Origin of the sequence: Spiroplasma endosymbiont of Megaselia nigra, assembly GCF_003987485.1 — a bacterium.
Taxonomy (GTDB): Bacteria; Bacillota_I; Bacilli_A; order Mycoplasmatales; family Mycoplasmataceae; genus Spiroplasma.
This window is the reverse complement of sequence record NZ_RCOO01000012.1, coordinates 1-18,030: the sequence shown is the minus strand read 5'-3', so window position 1 is coordinate 18,030 and position 18,030 is coordinate 1. Positions and strand designations below refer to the sequence as shown.

Sequence of the window (18,030 nt, the reverse complement as noted above, 5' to 3'; positions counted from 1 at the left end):
CCCTTTGCCATATAAAAAATGTTTCTCCTAACTTTATATATTTAATAATAACCTAGAAAGGTTTTTTATTTCATATTCTCAGTTAAAAGAAACATTGTACATAAATAATTTATGCTTTTTTATTTTCAAGTTTATTGTCAAATTCTTTAATCATTTCAGCAGCTTGTTGTAATTTAATTCCAACAATTTTTGTAACTCCTTTTTGTTGCATTGTTGCCCCATATAATACATCACAATGTTCCATTGTTCCAACGCGATGGGTAACAACAATAAATTGAGTGGTATCAACAAAACTACGAATATACTTAGCAAATCGCTCAACATTTGCTGGGTCTAATGGTGCTTCTGCTTCATCTAAAATTACTAATGGAATTGGTCGGACTTTTAAAATCGCAAAAAGAACTGATAAAGCAACCAATGATTTTTCTCCTCCAGATAATAAATTTAAATTAGTAATATTTTTCCCTGGTGGTGATACTTTAATATCAACTCCTGTTTCTAATAAATTTTCTGGTTCAGTATAAATAATTCTTGCTGAACCACCCCCAAATAATACTTCAAAAGTTGATGGTAAATTCTCATTTACTTCTTTAATTGTTTTATCAAACTGTTCTTTCATAATACTATCCATTTCATCAATTGACTTTAACAAGTTTTTAACCGAATCATTTGCATCGTTATATTCATTATTCATAAATTGAAAACGAGCATTTTCCTCTTTATATTCTTCAATTGCTTCTAAATTAACATTACCAATTTGAGATAAGTCACTTCGTAACTGTTTAATTTCATCACGAATTAAATCTTCATTATCAATTACCTTTAATTCCAATGTCTTAGCATGGTCATATGTCATTTGATATTCTTCTGTTAGTCTTGTTAGATTTTGCTGAATTTTAACATTAATAATCGATAAATCAGTATTCATTTTGCTAATTTGTTCTTGCAAAGCTGAAATATAATATCGTTTTTCTCCAATTTGATTATTAAGCTCATTGATTACTAATGACTGCTTATCTTTTAAACTACGGGCAACATTTAATTGTTGTTCAATTTTTGTTTTTAAAAGTTCTTTTTGTTTAATTTGATCCGTAATATTAAGCACTGCTTCATTTTCGACTATTTTTGTTTCATTAATATTTTTTGATGTTAGTAACTGATATTCATTTTGCAACTTTGTTTGGTCATACATAATAATTTCAATTTGTCGTTTCCCTGCCCCAATTGAAGCTTGATTTTCAGCAATAACTTCATTAATTTCATCTAATTGTCGTCGAAGCATATTTAATTGTTTTAAAATATGATGATATTCTTCAGTTTGCATTGCTAATTTTTCATTAAGAATTCTTAATTCTTTTTCTGGATTAACAATGGTCATCTGTGTTCGTCGAGAACCCCCTGTAACAGCTCCTTGCGGGCGAACAATTTCGCCATCTAATGTAACAATATTATAACGATATTTTGTTAACTTTCCAATTTCTTGTGCACTATCAAAATCATTACAAATCAAATAACGACTTAGTAAATAATCAACTGCAATTCGAAATTCTTTTTTTACTTTAACTAAATTATTTCCTAAGCCTAAATATCCTCGCACTGATTTAATTACAAATTCTTCATCACTGTTAAGATAACGTGGCGATATTACATCTAACGGAATAAATGTTGCTCGTCCAGCACGGTTTTGTTTTAAATATGAAATTGCTCGTTTTGCACTATCAACATTTTTAACTAAAATATCTTGTAAACGCCCACTTAAAGCAGTCACAATTGCTTGCTCATATTTTTCATCAACATTAATAATATCTTGAACTAATCCCATAATTCCAGGCAAAACATTTTTATTATTAATAATATTTTTAACACCTTCATGTAAATTATCCTGATTTTCAAAATTATGTTGTGCACGTTCTAATTCACTTTCTAAACGAATAATTGTTTTATTAATTGCTCCTAATTGCTCATTTAACCCAGCTTGCTTTGTATTAAAAGCTTCACGTTGAGCACGATATTCTTGTTGTTGTGTTTCTAATATTGTCAATTTTTCACGTTCATTTTGTAAGTTAACAGTTAATTCATTATAATCATTAACCATATTAGTAATAGTAATATCATTATTAGACATTTTTAAAGCTGCTTCTTTATTATCTAATTTAATTTTATGTACTTTTAAATCACTAATTTCTGAAACTAAACTTTGAAATTCTTTAGTTAAAACATTAATTTTACTATCCAAATTAAAGTTTTCTTTGTTTAATTCATTATATTCAATTTCTTTATTTTTTAATTCTCGATCAGCATCTTGTTTTGTACTAATAATTTTTTTCTGCTGTGAACGTAATTCTAATAATTTGTCATTAAAAAAAGTAATATCTTTTACTAAAACAGCTAATTCAATTTGATTTAATTTATCTTTTAATGTTGTATATTTGATTGCTTTTTCACTTTGTCGTTTCAAACTTGGTAATTTACGTTCAATTTCATTTAAAATATCTTTTAAACGTGCTAAATTCTCATTTGAACGTTCCAATTTTTTTAAAGCTTCTAATTTACGGCGTTTATATTTTGCAACCCCAGCAGCTTCTTCAAATAAAGAACGTCGTTCTAATGGCTTTGCTTCTGCAAAAGCATTAATATTTCCTTGTGAAATAATTGCTAATGATGACTTTGTTAAACCACTATCCATTGCAAAATCCTGAATGTCTTTTAAACGAACTCGTTGTTTATTAATAAAATATTCATTTTCACCAGTTCCTCGAAAAACACGACGAATAATTTCGATTTCATCATAGTCCATTGCAAAAATCCGGTTTGTATTATCAAAAATTAGTTTAACTTCTGCCATATTTAATGCTGGTTTTGTTTCTGACCCATTAAAAATAACATCTTCACTATTATTCCCACGAAGTGATTTAATTGATTGTTCACCTAAGCATCAACGAATTGCATCATTAATATTTGATTTCCCGCTCCCATTTGGTCCTACAATTCCTATCATTTCATGATCAAAATTGACTGTTAATGAATCAGCAAATGATTTAAAACCAAATGCCTCTAATTTTTTTAAAAATAACACTACTCATCACTTCCTTAAATCTAAAAATTAACAACCAATTTATTCTTTAATAATTATTCTATAAAAGTTTATTATTTGCAACTAAAATTAATAAAAACATCAAAATAAAGTTTCCTAATGAAAAATGAGAGTAAAATTTATTCTTATTTTATTCTCATTTATAAGTACTTACTTTTTCTTATTTTTTTTCTCTTTTTTTACTCTTTTTTGTTCTTTTTGTGTTTTAAAAAATAACTTTAATTTTTCTCATCATTGAAAACCATTATTTTGATGATATGGTAACAATAAATTTAAGAAAATTCCAGCAAATGCTGCTAGTGCAACACCTGTAAATTGTAAATTACCAGTCCCTAAATTAAAATTAAAAACCGCCCCTCCTAAGCCTAACACTAACATAATTGCTGTTACAAAAACATTTTTCATATTTGTATAATCAATTTGATTATTAATTAACACTCGAATTCCGTTTGTAGCAATCAAACCAAACATAATCATACTAATCCCGCCCATTACTGGTGCTGGCAACATTTGTACTAATTGATTCACTGGAGCAATAAATGATAATCCAATTGCAAACAAGGCAGCCAATCCTGTTACTCATACCGAAGCAATTCGTGTCATCCCAACTACTGAAGCATTTTCACCATATGTTGTATTTGCTGGTCCACCAACTAAACCATCAAAAATAATTGAAACTCCATCAGCAACTAATGTCCGATGCATTCCAGGGTCTTTAACAAAATTTTTTCCTGTCATTTGCCCCATACTAATATGATCACCAATATGTTCAGCAATCGCAATAATTGCCAAGGGACTAATTGCTAAAATAGCTGGCCCAATATTACTTGCTTTTAAATCTCAAATTTTTTTAAACGATGGATATCATTGTCATTGACTTGGGTCAGTAATTTTTGATGTATCTAAAATTTGATATTCTGTTCCAATTGCGAAATGAAGAATTACACATAATAAATATCCTGCGACAACACCAATAATGACTGGAACTACCTTAGCAAATCCTTTACATTTCAAAGCGATAATTGCTGTTACTAAAAAGGTAAAAATAGCAATTCCAATCCCAATCCAATGTGAATAAGGTTGCTTTCAAGCAGTTGGATTAAAACCAGCATTATTAATTGCACTTGGGGCAACAGACATTCCAATAATAATAATTAATGGTCCAACAATTACTGCTGGTAAAATTCGTTCTAAAAATTTATTACCAATAAAATATACTAATACTCCAAAAGTGATATAAATAACACCAAGCATCATTACGGCAATAAAAACCGCATTGCCATATAAAGGGTAACACACCCCCATTGCTCCCATATATGCAAACGAACTTCCCAAATACATTGGTACTTTTGCAGCGGTAATTGCAATATAAATTAATGTTCCAACCCCTGAACAAAACAAGGCCATTGCAATGTTCATAACTTCAACTCCAGCTGTTTGATTAATAATTAATGGTACTAACACCGTTGAACCAAACATAGCAAAAACATGCTGTAATGATAAAATTGACCATTGCAAAAATCTTTTTGGGCGATCATGCGGACCTAATAATAATTTAATATTATTTTCAATTAAAGTAGTTTGTTCTTTTTCCATTATTTTTTCTCCTTCTTTTTTAAAATTGCATAAAAAAACTAATTTGTAAATTTTTACTAACTAGTAAATTGCATTATTAACATTAATTATTGTTTTATTTTGTAGAATATTAAAGATATCAAAAAGAATCTTCTTTTTTTGTAAAAAAACTTCAAATTCTTTCATCAAACCAATTTGCATTTTGTACCTCAACATTCCTGCAAATAATGATAACATTTTTTAATATTAATGTAAATAATTATTAATATTTTTTTATTCCCACTCAATTGTTCCTGGTGGTTTTGATGTAATATCATAAGTAATTCGATTAATTCCATGAACTTCACTTACAATTCGAGCTGATACTTTTTTCAATAATTCAAATGGCAGCCGACTTCAATTTGCTGTCATAAAATCAGTTGTATCAACACTGCGTACAACAGCAGTATATCAATATGTTCGTACATCGCCCATTACACCAACTGAATGAACAGGTAATAAAACAACAAATGCTTGTGCAACTTGATCATATAAATTTGCCTGATATAATTCATCAATAAAAATTTGATCAGCTGCTTGTAATAAAGCTACTTTTTCTGCGGTAATTTCACCAATAATTCGGACTGCTAAACCTGGTCCTGGAAACGGATGCTTATACACAAATTTAGAATCAATGCCCAATGCTTCACCAGTTCGGCGAACTTCATCTTTAAATAATTCACGTAATGGTTCAATTAATTGAAATGGTAAATCCTTTGGTAATCCCCCAACATTATGATGCGATTTAATTGTGGCAGATGGTCCCTTCACTGAGACAGATTCAATCACATCTGGATAAATTGTTCCTTGTCCTAATCATTTAACATTTTGAATTTTTATTGCTTCTTCATTAAAAATTTCAATAAATAAATTCCCAATAATTTTTCGCTTTTCTTCTGGATTAGTAAATCCCTTTAAAGCAGTTAAAAATCTTTCTTGCGCATTAATTTTAATAATATTTAATTTAAATTTTTCTTGAAATTTTTGTAAATCATTTCATCCACTATCTTGGCGTAATAATCCGGTGTCAACAAAAATACATGTTAATTGTTTTCCAATTGCTTTATGTAATAAAACTGCACAAACACTAGAATCAACACCACCTGATAATGCTAAAACAACATTATCAGTTCCAACTTTATTCTTAATCTCAGTTGTTGCTGCTGAAATAAACTCTGTAATTTTTCATTTTGGCTCACAACCACAAATGTTAAAAACAAAATTGCTTAATAATTGTTGGCCAATTAAAGTGTGGGTTACTTCTGGATGAAATTGTAAACCATAAATTTTCTTTTCTGAATGTTTAATTGCACTAATTGAATTTTCACTATGAGCAATTTGAATAAAATTTGTTGGCATGCCTTCAATATGATCAGCATGACTCATTCACACTTGTGATTTAACAGGGATGTTCGCAAATAAATCTTCTTGATTATCAATAATTAATTCTGAAAAACCAAATTCTTGTTTTGTTGCTCGTTGTACTGTCCCTTCATGTAAATGACTTATTAATTGCATTCCATAACAAATTCCTAAAACAGGAACTTTTAATTCAAACAATTGTTTATCAATTAAAAATGCATCTTCTGCATAAACAGAAGCAGGCCCACCTGATAAAATAATTCCTTTCATTGGTGTTGTTTTAATTTTTTCTAATGCTGTATTATATGGTCATACTTCACAATATACTTCTAAGTCACGGATCCGACGGGCAATTAATTGAGTGTATTGTGACCCAAAATCTAAAATAATAATTTTATTTGTTGTTTTCATTTATTCACCTCTCCATATGTATACATTTGGTAATTGTCGAAATTGGTCATTATAATCAAAACCATAACCAACAATAAACTCATTTGGAACAATAAATAGTGCATAATAGGGATAATTAAAATTTGGATGCATAGCAATTTTATCTGCTAAGCAAACTACTTGTAAACTATTTGGTTTTTTTGCTTGAATTTGTTCAATGACAGCCGATAAAGTTTTACCAGTATCAATCAAATCTTCAATTAATAAAACATCTTGTCCAGTAATATCTTTTAAAATATCCTTATGAATAGTAAGTTTATTTGTTGACTGAGTTCCAATGTAACTTGAAATACTCATTGTATCAATCACAATTTGAATTTTAAGTTGTTTTAACAAATCACTCATAAAAAATAATGCTCCATTTAGTAAACCAATACAATATAATGTTTTGCCTTCGTATAATTTATTTAATTTTTCCGCATAATCCTTAATTTTATTTTGAATTTTATCCTCTGGTAGATATAATTCTAATTTGTCTATTTGCACAATTGTTATTCTCCTTTACAAAATAAAAAAATAAAAGCATAAACTATCATTGCTAATGTGCGAAATAGGTTATGCAAATTATTTTTGTTAAATTTACGAAAATAAAACAAAAAAAATTATGCTCTATAGTATCTTAATGACGGTAAGATGTAGAAACATTAGTCCATAATACTAACATATATCAGCATTTTATCTTTTTATCACACGTTAACTATAACTTATTCTTAAAATTAATGCAAGATAATTTATAAAACTTTAATTAGGTAATTTAATTAAATAATTATAAATTTTAATCAGCATCTCATAGAATTATTTTTATGTGAAAAGAGTTTAAAATAATTTGCATAAATAAAAAATGTATATGGTATATACATTATACACTTTTGTTAAAAATGAATTCTCATTTGTATTTTTTTTATTCGTTAACATAATTACATAAATTAATCTATGTTCCTTTACAAAATTATAATTTCCCACAAATGTCATCAACATTTTCTACTAATTGCGCTCCGTCTTTAATTAAACCATTGTTTTTATTAGCAACAGTAATTTGAGCTGGAAAACAAAAAACTTCTTTCTCATCATGTTTAGCCAATGACACAATTCGATGTGTTTCATCATCTAAAGTTGATTGAACAATGATAACACCATCCATAAATCCTGACATAATCCGATAAAGTTCATACTGACTTTTATTAACATTATTTTGGTATGCTTCAGCAATAATGATTTGAAATTTTGTATTAGGATATTGTTTTATCATTTTTTCATAATCATTTAAATTTTTAAGAATTAAAATACTACTTCCATTACCAAGATTTTTAACCACACATTCATTAACGCCTGGTTCTGAGGTAACAATTAAAGTTATTTTTCGCTTTAATATTTTCTTTGTTAACATCTTAGTTGTCATTAGTCCTCTTTTATTTGGTGCTGTTGTTCCACAAATTGCTAATTTATGTTTTTGACCATTTAAAACAGCCAAGTCACCAACATAAAATAAAACAAAGGGAGGTCGATAAATATTGCATAATGATTTTGGATATTCACAATCAATAATAGTAACATAACGACAGGTTATTTTAGTTTCAATATTAATTAAATCTTCATAAGCAATTTTTTCTTTTGTTTCTAAGGCTTGATAAATTTTAAGTCAGTCCCCATCATATTTTAAAGCAAAAAAAAAGTAAAACTTGACGCATATTAATTCCTTTCTATTTAATAATTATAATTTTCTTAATATAAGAAATATAACATTAATAGTTTTACTTTTGTTATTTTTATTTATAATTAACATTATTTTTTAACATAGCTTCACGAACAGGGCGATAAGTTTTCCGATGCAATGATGTAATTCCAAATTCTTGTAATGCTAATAAATGTTTTTTGGTTCCGTACCCCTTATTATTTTTAAAATCATATTGTGGATAATCTTGATCAAATTTGAGCATTAAATTATCTCTTGTTACTTTTGCTAAAATTGAAGCTGCCGCAATTGATTGTGAAAGACTATCTCCTTTAATAATTGCTTGGTGATGATAAGATGGTCCTAACTTTTCTGCATCAGTTAAAATTATATCTGGTTTAACCATTAAATTATCAATTGCTTGTTGCATACCAATAATACTTGCTTGCTTGGGATTCAAAGTTTCAACCATTGCAACAGAAATAATCTCAATCGTATAAATAATTGCAATAGACATAATTTCATCTGCTAATTTATTTCGTTGCTTTACTGTTAATTTTTTACTATCCTTAATTTCATCGTTAACATAATTTAGCGGTAAAATAACAGCGCTAACAACTAAAGGACCTGCTAAACACCCACGGCCAGCTTCATCAGTTCCTGCCATAATTGTTGTATTAGGATATGACATTAAAATCTCTTGTTCAAATTTATTCATGATTAATTGTTCCTCTTCCAGGTGGAAACTCAAAAGACATTAAACCAAACTTATTATTTCATAAATTATTTAAAAAATCAGTAACAATATTATTAACATTATCTTCATCAACTTTATGAAAACGATTTTGTTGCATTACTAATAATAATTCAAAAAGTTTTTGTTCATCTGTTACATAAAAATTATCACTTGGTAAAAGATGATATTGCTTCGCTAACAAAGAAAAATAATATTTATGCATTCATTTTATTGCAGCTAAGCAAATTTCTTCTTTTGGTAAAATATCTTCTTTGATTGACCGTGTAAAAGCTAAATTCATTGCTACTTGTGGGTCATTAATTTTAGGCCATAAAATTCCCGGAGTATCAACTAAATCAATTTGATGATTTAATTTTAATCATTGTTGGCCTTTTGTTACACCTGGTTTATTGCCAACTCGAGTTGAATTTCGTTTTATTAAAGCATTAATAAAAGTAGATTTTCCAACATTAGGAATACCAATTACCATTACTTTTAGTTTTGGTGATTTAATTCCTCTATTTTGATCACGTTCAATTTTACCAACTAAAACAAAATAAATTTTTTCAATAATTAATTTTGTAATATTGCCATGCTTACTATCCAATGGTAAAACAGCAATCTGTTGCGATTGGTAATATTCAAGTCATGCCTTGATGGCAACTGGGTCCGCTAAATCTTTTTTATTTAAAATAATTAACTTTGGTTTTAAACCACGTAAGTTATCAACCAATGGATTTGAAGAGGAAAACGGAATTCGACTATCAACAATTTCAATTACTAAATCAATTAATTTACTTTGCTCATCAATTTGTTTAATTGCCCTTGCCATATGGCCAGGAAACCAATGAATATTTGTTGTCATTTTATTTTCCTCCTTTTAATCTTTTTTTAATAATTTTTATCATTTTAAATAAAAATTATTTAACATAATCTTCAACTCATTCCAATGAAATTGCGGGAATTTTCTTCCCTTTTTTAATATCTTCTAAAAATTTAGCACATAGAAGTAAATTATCGGTTGTTTCACTATCAGGTAAAGATAAATTTGTTGTCATTAATTTAATAAATTCTTTAACAATTTGTTTTACTGATGATTTTGGTTGAATTCGAACACTATATGCTGTTTCTAATTTTTTTTGATATTTTGTTAATAACAATTGGAATGCTTTAATTGCTACTATTTCTGTATTATCCTCTATTTTAAAAACTCCTAAAATTTGTGTATTTCAATAAACATCTGGTTGAGAAAAATTAATCCCTGTAGTTGGTACTGTGTCAATAAATTCAACATTATTATAACGATAAATTTTTTCACGGGTAAAAAATATTCCTCTTCCTTTTTCAAATGTTTCATTATTATCAAATATTTTTTCTAATAAAAGTTCTTTATTACTATCTGGTAAACTAATAATTAATATTTTCTTATTAGCATACTTTTTTAAAAGTTTCTTAAAATTAGCTAAACACCGCTGATATTCTTTACTAGTTTGCTCTTCATGAAATAATAACATTTGACAATAAATTTCTTGGCTATGATAATATTTCATTCATTTTTTTGTTTGCTCAACATCAGCTTTTTGTGTGTTTGAAAATAAAATTATTCTTTTCACATCATTTAATTTCGCATAATTTAAAAGATTAGCACCAGAATGTGCAATTCTTGCATCAACTACTTCAATAATAACATCAGCTGTTTCAGCAAGTTTATAAACCCTCTTATTATTTTTAATAAATTCTTTGGGAATTGAAAATTTCTTATCACACATAATTGTGTTTCCTCCTTGTGTTATTATTTTAATACAAATTAAAAAGACTTTATCAGTCTTTTAGGGTTATTTTGTTTTAATAATCTCTTTAATTCGAGCAGCTTTACCAGTTCGATTACGCATGTAATAAATTCTAGCACGACGAACTCGTCCATATTTTACAATTTCAATCTTATCAATTAATGGCGAATGTAAAGGGAATTTTCTTTCAACGCCAGCTCCATTACTAATTTTACGAATTGTAACTGATTCTGCAATTCCGCTACCTTGTAACTTAATTACTACTCCTTCAAAAGCTTGAATTCTAAACTTATTTCCTTCCTGGATTTTATAATGTACTTTAATTATATCTCCTGAAGAAAATTGTGGCAAATCACTACGAAGTTGATCTTTTGTAATTTCTTCTGTTAAATTCATCTTCATAACTGTTTTTTTCCTTTCTACGGTCGTTAAACCCTTTTTCGTTTTTAATTTTTTCTAATAATATTTGTTGTTCTGTGGTTAAAATTTTTTTTTCTAAAAGGTCGGGACGTTTTAATCAAGTTTTTTTTAATGCTTCATATTCTCGTAATTGGGCAATTTTCTGATGATGACCACTTAATAAAACTTCAGGAACATAATGGCCATCATATTCAACTGGTTTTGTATAAACAGGATAATCTAATAGATTGTTAGAAAAAGAATCATTGAGATGTGATTGTGTATTAATTACATTTTCACATAAACGAGTAACACTATCAATTACAACCATACTAGCTAATTCACCGCCAGTTAAAATATAATCACCAATTGATAATTCATAATCAATATAATATAAAATTCTTTCATCAAAGCCTTCATAATGCCCACAAACTAAAATTAAATCATTATCATTTGCTGCAAATTGTTGCACTTGTTCTTGCACATATTGCTTACCTTGTGGTGTTAACAAAATTGTTACACTGTCTTTTGTTTGGTGAGCTTTAATCGCTGCTACTAATGGTTCAATCATTAAAACCATTCCTTCACCACCACCATATTGGTAATCATCAACTTGATGATGTTTGCCAATGCTATAATCACGAATATCAACAATTTTAATTGCAATTAATTTTTCATAAAGTGCTTTTTTAATAATTGATGTTGTCATAAAATTATTGAACATTTCTGGAAATAAAGTTAATACTGTAAACTTTTTCATTTTAAATCACCTTTTTTAAAATAATTTCTTGTTGTTGCAGATCAACTTGTTCAACATATGCATCAACATTTGGAATCATCATTAATGTACCATCTGTTGTTTTAATTTCAAAAACAAGATGTGCCTTAGTTTCAAATTGATTTACTAAAATCCCAATTTTTTTTTGATTATGAAAGACTGTAAAATTAATTAAATTTTCCTGATTAATAACTTCTGTATAATTCAAATCTGCTTTTTGAGCAAATAAATAGCATTCTTTAAAAGCTATTACCTCATTAATATTAGTAAACTCTTTAAACTTTAAAATATAATCTTGCTTAGTAGCAGTAATTTTAATTAATGTTACTGGCGTATACATCATTTGAACTTGAATAAACATTAATTTATTAAGCAATTTATTTATATTTTTAATGTTTATTAATAAAGTTGCTTTAAGTTCACCTTTAATTGCATGGGGCTTTTTAAGTTTAAAAATTTTTAACAAAGTTTCCATCTATAAAACCTCAAACTTAATATTAACTTTATTTTGATCAACATGTGCTCTAATATTTAATAAAGTTCTTAAGCTATTAGCAATTATTCCTGCTTTACCAACAACATATCCTAACACTTCTTCATTACACATTACTAATAAATTAATTTCTCCTACATTTGTTGATGGCATTTGACGAATTTCATAATATAATTCATTATCATCCTGACAAATTAACGGATTAATTAAATTTTTAAGTTCAGTAATATACATTAATTAACACCACACTTAATTACAACTATTTTTTGGCATCTGTTGTTGTCTTTGCCTTCGGTTTCTTTGTTACCTTTGCTTTTTTATCTGTTGCTGCCTTTTCTTTTGTACTCTTTGTTGTTTTAGCAGCATATTTTTCATTATGCAATTTAGTCATTAAGTCTTCTTTACTTAACAAATTACGAACAGTATCAGTTGGTTGTGCTCCTGTTAATAATCATTTGTAAGCAAGATCATGATTAATTTTTACATCGCCATTAATAGGATTATATGTTCCAATTAACTCAATATATTCTCCATCACGTTTGACACGAGCATCTGTTGCAACAATTCGGTAGAATGCTGCTTTCTTTTTACCTATTCTTTTTAAACGTAATTTTACCATTAATAATTTCCTTTCTAATTCTGCGTTCATGTTAAACTATAAAAATTAACATTCTTTATATAATACCTGAAATTAAAAAAGAGTCAAGTTTTTTAACTTAACACTTTATTTTTTGCTAATCATATTTTCCTTCTTCAGAAAAATCATTTTTAAAAACATTTAACACTGATTGTGGGATAAAAACATCTTTTTTATGTAATGTCATTTCTTTTCCACTAATTCCAAATATTTTTTCATTTACCCGTTTGTTTAATGTTTCGCCTTGATATTTAGAATGTAACTTATTATTTAAAAAAATATATAAATATTGTAAACCAATGAATAAAGTTAAAATACAAATAAAAGAAAAAGTTAAAATTATTCATCCCCATTCTTGATACACATTAAGAAAAAAATAAGGATATCAAGTATCAGGTGGTCTTTTATCTAAATGACGCAATGTTCCTCGAATTAAAATTACAATAAAATAACAAACTGGATAAATTAAAATTAATCATAATGCTAATTTATAATGTTGTTTTAAATTATATTCAAAAGTTCCGGCTGTTAAAATATAACTAATAATCATACTAATTGGAATTACTAAGTGCAAAACAATTGTCGATATTCAAGCATATACATTGTATTGATTAGCATCTTGTGTACTTGTAAAAATTCCAAGTCAAAAAACTACTATTGTAATTGTAATATATGTTGTCATAGCTAATTTAATTAAATAACTAGGACTTTGAATTTTAAACTTGTTTTCAAATAAATAAATGAAAAAAATAAACAGCAACAATATAATTAGTTTGCGTTGTAAAAAACGAATAATAATTTGATACTCGTTCTGCATATCCTAAATCACGAAATTGAGGTTGTGGACTAATTATTGCTAACACTAAATCAGTAATTAAAAAAAATAAAATTAAAAATAAAACACTTAATCGTACATAAAATAAAATTTTAGTATTTCACTTTAACATAAAAAACCTCCTAATAATTAATATTATTTTAATATTTTGATGGTATCTTTTTGCTAAAATTTTATTTCTTAAAAGAACTATTTAACATTTAAATTTTGTAATAATATTTGTGAACATTCTTGGCAAGCTAAAGAGGGAAAAACATCACCATTTGAAACAAATTTAATCCCAACTGGATTAAAAAAATTATGACAAACTTCACATTCTTTTAAGCCCTGTCTCACTTGTCCTAAACACTTATCACACATATTCGCATTATTTTCTCGTAAAAAATATTGATGACAATGGATACAATTACCAACCATATTTTTAAATTGAGTTGTTTCTCATTTTGAATATTCATAAGAATCATTAGATCCAACATAACGATACACTTTTAAAATTCATTTATTATCCTTTTTAATTTTTTTTCCATTTAAATTAACTTTTGTTAACAAATATTTTCTCGCTAGTTCACTATCAGTAAAAACTTTAACAACTTTTCCTTGGTTAGGAGTATCAGCATTATCAGTGTAAAAAACAATATATAAATTTTTAATTGTATTCAATATCTTTTCATCCCTTCTGTTTTTGTATCCTTTTGAAAATTTTGTGCAGCACATTTAAAACAAATTATATATTCTTTATTATTTACTAATAATTTTCCAAATAATTCGCGATTAAAATCATCTCGAACAAGACGATGTTTTTTACATAAATCACATTGAAAAGTTTCCAAACCAACTAATTCACTTTCACATTCTGAACAAAGTTGATAACGATCTAATTTGCTTTTAACACGATTACATTGTTGACAAATCGGTAACTTTTTAATAAAGTCTTCTGTTCCTTGCTTGTTTAGTTCGTAATTATCAGTTGTACTATCAAATATAAATATTAAACAAAATGAAATTGCTTTAATAATATCTGCATTATATTTGTTATCTAAATAACAATCTTCTAACGCTCGTTCTGCATCAGTAGCTGTTTTACAAATACATCGTAAATTTTGTTCTTTACCCTTACCATCAAAGATAAAATAATAATCTCAAATCAATTTTTATTCCTCACATTGCTATAATTAATAATTAATATATAGCATTATTATATCATTTTTTTATTAAACCGTTTATTAAAACACAAAAGACCTGTTAGGTATTTATTTTATTTTCATAGTTAATTCAACTGCATGATAAGACAAAATTATCTAACTTTTTTCTTAATTAGTAAAAATTCGTAATACTTTTAATGCTAATAATCGTGGATTTTGATCAAGCTCTTTACGAATTTTGGGGTTATCAATAATTAATGATAAAAATTCATATACTTTGTATTCATTGTATGTATATAATTTGTCAATAAATTTTTTAACATCTAATTTTAGTGCAACAAGTAATTTTAAAATTTTATTTCAACTTGTTTTTGAACAATCTTTTTCAATTCGACAAATAGTCGATTGTTGTAACCCTGACATTTTGGCTAATTCACGTTGAGTTAATCCTTTATGAATTCGTAATTGTTTAATAACTTCGTTCATTTATATATGTTCCTTTCATATTATCATAAGTAACTAAGTTAAATATTTTATGTCCCCCTATCTATGCAATGCTAAAATTATAACAAAAAAAAATTTTATAATTAAATAAAATTTTTATATGCATCAAATTAAAATAATAAGTTTCGCGGCGTACGTGGAAAGGGAATCACATCACGAATATTTGTCATTCCTGTAACATACATGATAAAACGTTCAAACCCTAAGCCAAAACCTGCACTTTTATAATAACCATATTTTCGTAAATCAATATATCATTGTAAATCTGTCGTTGGAATTTTTAGTTCATTACAACGACTAACAATTTTATCATAATCATTTTCACGAACACTACCACCAACTAATTCTCCAATTCCCGGTACTAGTAAATCACACGCAGCAACTGTTTTATTGTCATCATTAATTTTCATATAAAATGCTTTAATTTCTTTCGGATAATTAAATAAAAAGGTTGGTTTTTTTGTTTCTATTTCACACAAATATCTTTCATGCTCAGTTTGTAAATCCATTCCTCAAAAAATATCTGGATTTTCAAATTTTTGACCTTTTGTAACAGCTTTCTGCAAAATTTCAATTGCTTTTGTATATGATAAATGAACAAATTCATCATTTAAAACACTTTTTAATCTTTCCAATAATTTATCATCAACATTACTATTTAAAAAGTCAAGTTCATAATGGTTGTTAATAAATAAATAAATAATAATATGCTTAATCATTTTTTCAATTAATGTCATATTTTCTTCCAGGTCAATAAAAGCAATTTCAGGCTCAATCATTCAAAATTCAGCAGCATGTCTTGTTGTATTAGAATTTTCAGCACGAAATGTTGGACCAAAAGTATAAACATTTCGGAAAGATTGTGCAAATCCTTCAGCATGAAGTTGACCTGAAACAGTTAAACTAGCTTTTTTCCCAAAAAAATCTTCATTATAATTATTATCAGTTCTTGTTGTTAAAATAAATGATTCGCCAGCACCTTCAGCATCATTTCCGGTAATGATTGGTGTATGAACATAAATAAAATTGTTTTTATTAAAAAATTCATGAATTGCAAAAGAACTACTACTACGAATTCGGAACACCGCATTAAAAGTGTTTGTTTTTGCACGTAAATGAGCAATTTCACGTAAATATTCATAAGAATGCTCTTTTTTTTGTAATGGATAATCTTCACTTGCCTCGTCAAGAATTTCAATTACGGATGCTTGAATTTCAAATGGTTGTTTGGCAGATGGTGTTACACAAAACTTTCCAACTACTTTAATTGCTGATGAAATTCGTAAACTACTAATTGCTAAAAAATTAGCAAGTTGCTCCGCTTTATAAACAATTTGCACATTATTAAAAACTGTTCCATCATTCATAACTAAAAAACCTAATTTACCACTACTGCGATTAGAACGAACTCACCCCAAAATTGTAACTTCACTTTGATCTTTAACTTGATCTTGGTATAGCTCTAAAACTGTTGTCATATTTTTTCTCCTTTTTTCTTTTATAATTTAATTGCACTTTCTAATGCTAATTCTACAATTTGGTAAAAATTATTTTGCCGCTCAGCTGCTGTTGTCACAGCACCAGTAATAAAGGAATCAGAAATTGTTAATAATGTTGCTGCATTTTTCTTTAATGCTAAGGCATTTGCAAACAAAGCAAATGCTTCCATTTCAACACATACTGTCTTATACTTGGCTTTAATTTTTTTTCAATCATCATCATTTTTACGATAAAAAACATCAGATGAATGAACAATTCCAGGAAAAGTTTTAATTTGTTTTGCTTTAGCAATTTCTTCAATTGTTGCAAAAAGATGTTGTGAAGAATTTAAAACATCATCTTCTATTCCTGCTACAATTCTAGCATAATTATTTTCGCCATAAGCTGCTGTTGCGTTAACAATATCATAAATCTTTAGTGCAGCATCATAACTACCTGCTGAACCAATTCGAATAATATTATCAACATTATAAAATTTAAATAATTCATATGAATAAATTTTAATACTAGGACATCCCATTCCACTTCCAGCAATTGTAATTGTTTTATTTTTATAAGTTCCGGTGTACATAAACATATTTCGAATTTCATTCACTAATTTTATATTTTCGAGAAAAGTTTCCGCAATAAACTTTGCTCGTAATAGATCTCCGGGCATTAAAACTGTTTCAGCAATTTCTTCTTGTTTAGCATTGATATGTGGTGTCATTTTCATTCCCTCTTAACATTTTCTATATTTAATTTATATTGTACTATAAAAAATAAAAAGGAACATTAATAGAGTGCACCCCAAAAAGTAAGTATTAGTAAAAAAGGTTTATAAACTTTTATTTATTATATCCTTTTCTTTGCGGCTTGAATATCATTTATTTCATTTTTTAACATCATTAATATATTCGTCATGCGATAAGTAAATATTGTTATTAATTGTTGCTTTTTTTAATAAAGAATGAAAACTTTCAATAACAATATTATCAGCACAATGATAATTTTTACCCATAGAAATTCTAATTCCATTAGATAT

21 protein-coding genes and 1 riboswitch are annotated in these 18,030 nt (G+C 27.1%); all 21 genes read right to left on the bottom strand.

What is annotated here, in order from left to right:
* Nucleotides 1–109: 109 nt before the first annotated feature.
* Nucleotides 110–3,076, bottom strand: a complete 2,967-nt coding sequence (locus D9R21_RS01395; RefSeq protein WP_126820785.1) for a chromosome segregation protein SMC — start codon at nt 3,074–3,076, stop codon at nt 110–112.
* Between the two features lie 168 nt (nt 3,077–3,244).
* Nucleotides 3,245–4,690: a uracil-xanthine permease family protein gene (locus D9R21_RS01390; protein WP_126820784.1), complete on the bottom strand. Its 1,446-nt coding sequence runs from the start codon at nt 4,688–4,690 to the stop codon at nt 3,245–3,247.
* A gap of 252 nt (nt 4,691–4,942) precedes the next feature.
* Entirely contained in the window at nt 4,943–6,481 is a 1,539-nt protein-coding gene (gene guaA, locus D9R21_RS01385) for a glutamine-hydrolyzing GMP synthase (RefSeq protein WP_126820783.1), read from the bottom strand.
* Nucleotides 6,482–7,006: a hypoxanthine phosphoribosyltransferase gene (gene hpt / locus D9R21_RS01380; RefSeq protein WP_126820782.1), complete on the bottom strand. Its 525-nt coding sequence runs from the start codon at nt 7,004–7,006 to the stop codon at nt 6,482–6,484. It abuts the gene before it with no gap.
* 106 nt (nt 7,007–7,112) lie between these two features.
* Nucleotides 7,113–7,209, bottom strand: a riboswitch (purine riboswitch).
* 260 nt (nt 7,210–7,469) lie between these two features.
* Nucleotides 7,470–8,087 carry a DNA-processing protein DprA gene (locus D9R21_RS01375; RefSeq protein ID WP_255416595.1) on the bottom strand — a complete coding sequence of 206 codons (618 nt, stop codon included), beginning with the start codon at nt 8,085–8,087 and terminating at the stop codon, nt 7,470–7,472.
* A gap of 199 nt (nt 8,088–8,286) precedes the next feature.
* Nucleotides 8,287–8,910, bottom strand: a complete 624-nt coding sequence (locus D9R21_RS01370; RefSeq protein ID WP_126820780.1) for a ribonuclease HII — start codon at nt 8,908–8,910, stop codon at nt 8,287–8,289.
* A complete protein-coding gene (gene ylqF, locus D9R21_RS01365) occupies nt 8,903–9,793 on the bottom strand; it encodes a ribosome biogenesis GTPase YlqF (RefSeq protein WP_126820779.1) in 891 nt (296 codons plus the stop codon). The genes D9R21_RS01370 and ylqF overlap by 8 nt, the downstream gene beginning before the upstream one ends.
* 55 nt (nt 9,794–9,848) lie before the next feature.
* Nucleotides 9,849–10,697 (bottom strand): P-loop NTPase family protein, encoded by an 849-nt coding sequence (locus D9R21_RS01360; protein ID WP_126820778.1) that lies wholly within the window; start codon nt 10,695–10,697, stop codon nt 9,849–9,851.
* Between the two features lie 66 nt (nt 10,698–10,763).
* On the bottom strand, nt 10,764–11,120 hold the full coding sequence (rplS, locus tag D9R21_RS01355) for a 50S ribosomal protein L19 (protein ID WP_126820777.1): 357 nt from the start codon (nt 11,118–11,120) through the stop codon (nt 10,764–10,766).
* The gene (gene trmD, locus D9R21_RS01350; protein WP_241568644.1) at nt 11,074–11,877 is read right to left on the bottom strand and encodes a tRNA (guanosine(37)-N1)-methyltransferase TrmD; all 804 of its coding nucleotides are present in this window, start codon (nt 11,875–11,877) and stop codon (nt 11,074–11,076) included. The genes rplS and trmD overlap by 47 nt, the downstream gene beginning before the upstream one ends.
* 1 nt (nt 11,878) lies before the next feature.
* Nucleotides 11,879–12,370 (bottom strand): ribosome maturation factor RimM, encoded by a 492-nt coding sequence (locus D9R21_RS01345; protein WP_126820776.1) that lies wholly within the window; start codon nt 12,368–12,370, stop codon nt 11,879–11,881.
* On the bottom strand, nt 12,371–12,622 hold the full coding sequence (locus D9R21_RS01340; RefSeq protein ID WP_126820775.1) for a KH domain-containing protein: 252 nt from the start codon (nt 12,620–12,622) through the stop codon (nt 12,371–12,373).
* Nucleotides 12,623–12,647: 25 nt separating this feature from the next.
* A complete protein-coding gene (rpsP, locus tag D9R21_RS01335; RefSeq protein WP_126820774.1) occupies nt 12,648–13,007 on the bottom strand; it encodes a 30S ribosomal protein S16 in 360 nt (119 codons plus the stop codon).
* Between the two features lie 115 nt (nt 13,008–13,122).
* Complete coding sequence (locus tag D9R21_RS01330) at nt 13,123–13,707, bottom strand: Pr6Pr family membrane protein (RefSeq protein WP_241568643.1); 585 nt, start codon at nt 13,705–13,707, stop codon at nt 13,123–13,125.
* A gap of 34 nt (nt 13,708–13,741) precedes the next feature.
* Entirely contained in the window at nt 13,742–13,972 is a 231-nt protein-coding gene (locus tag D9R21_RS08085) for a hypothetical protein (RefSeq protein WP_241568642.1), read from the bottom strand.
* A 77-nt stretch (nt 13,973–14,049) separates the two neighbouring features.
* A complete protein-coding gene (locus D9R21_RS01325; RefSeq protein WP_241568641.1) occupies nt 14,050–14,409 on the bottom strand; it encodes a hypothetical protein in 360 nt (119 codons plus the stop codon).
* 11 nt (nt 14,410–14,420) lie between these two features.
* Complete coding sequence (locus D9R21_RS01320; protein ID WP_241568640.1) at nt 14,421–15,008, bottom strand: hypothetical protein; 588 nt, start codon at nt 15,006–15,008, stop codon at nt 14,421–14,423.
* A 162-nt stretch (nt 15,009–15,170) separates the two neighbouring features.
* Nucleotides 15,171–15,488: a helix-turn-helix domain-containing protein gene (locus D9R21_RS01315; RefSeq protein ID WP_126820772.1), complete on the bottom strand. Its 318-nt coding sequence runs from the start codon at nt 15,486–15,488 to the stop codon at nt 15,171–15,173.
* Nucleotides 15,489–15,616: 128 nt separating this feature from the next.
* Complete coding sequence (gene asnS / locus D9R21_RS01310) at nt 15,617–16,984, bottom strand: asparagine--tRNA ligase (protein ID WP_126820771.1); 1,368 nt, start codon at nt 16,982–16,984, stop codon at nt 15,617–15,619.
* Nucleotides 16,985–17,004: 20 nt separating this feature from the next.
* Nucleotides 17,005–17,715, bottom strand: coding sequence for a purine-nucleoside phosphorylase (gene deoD, locus D9R21_RS01305; protein ID WP_126820770.1), 711 nt, complete (start codon nt 17,713–17,715; stop codon nt 17,005–17,007).
* A 108-nt stretch (nt 17,716–17,823) separates the two neighbouring features.
* On the bottom strand, nt 17,824–18,030 hold a 207-nt coding region (locus tag D9R21_RS01300), incomplete at its 5' end, for an integrase core domain-containing protein (protein ID WP_206609226.1).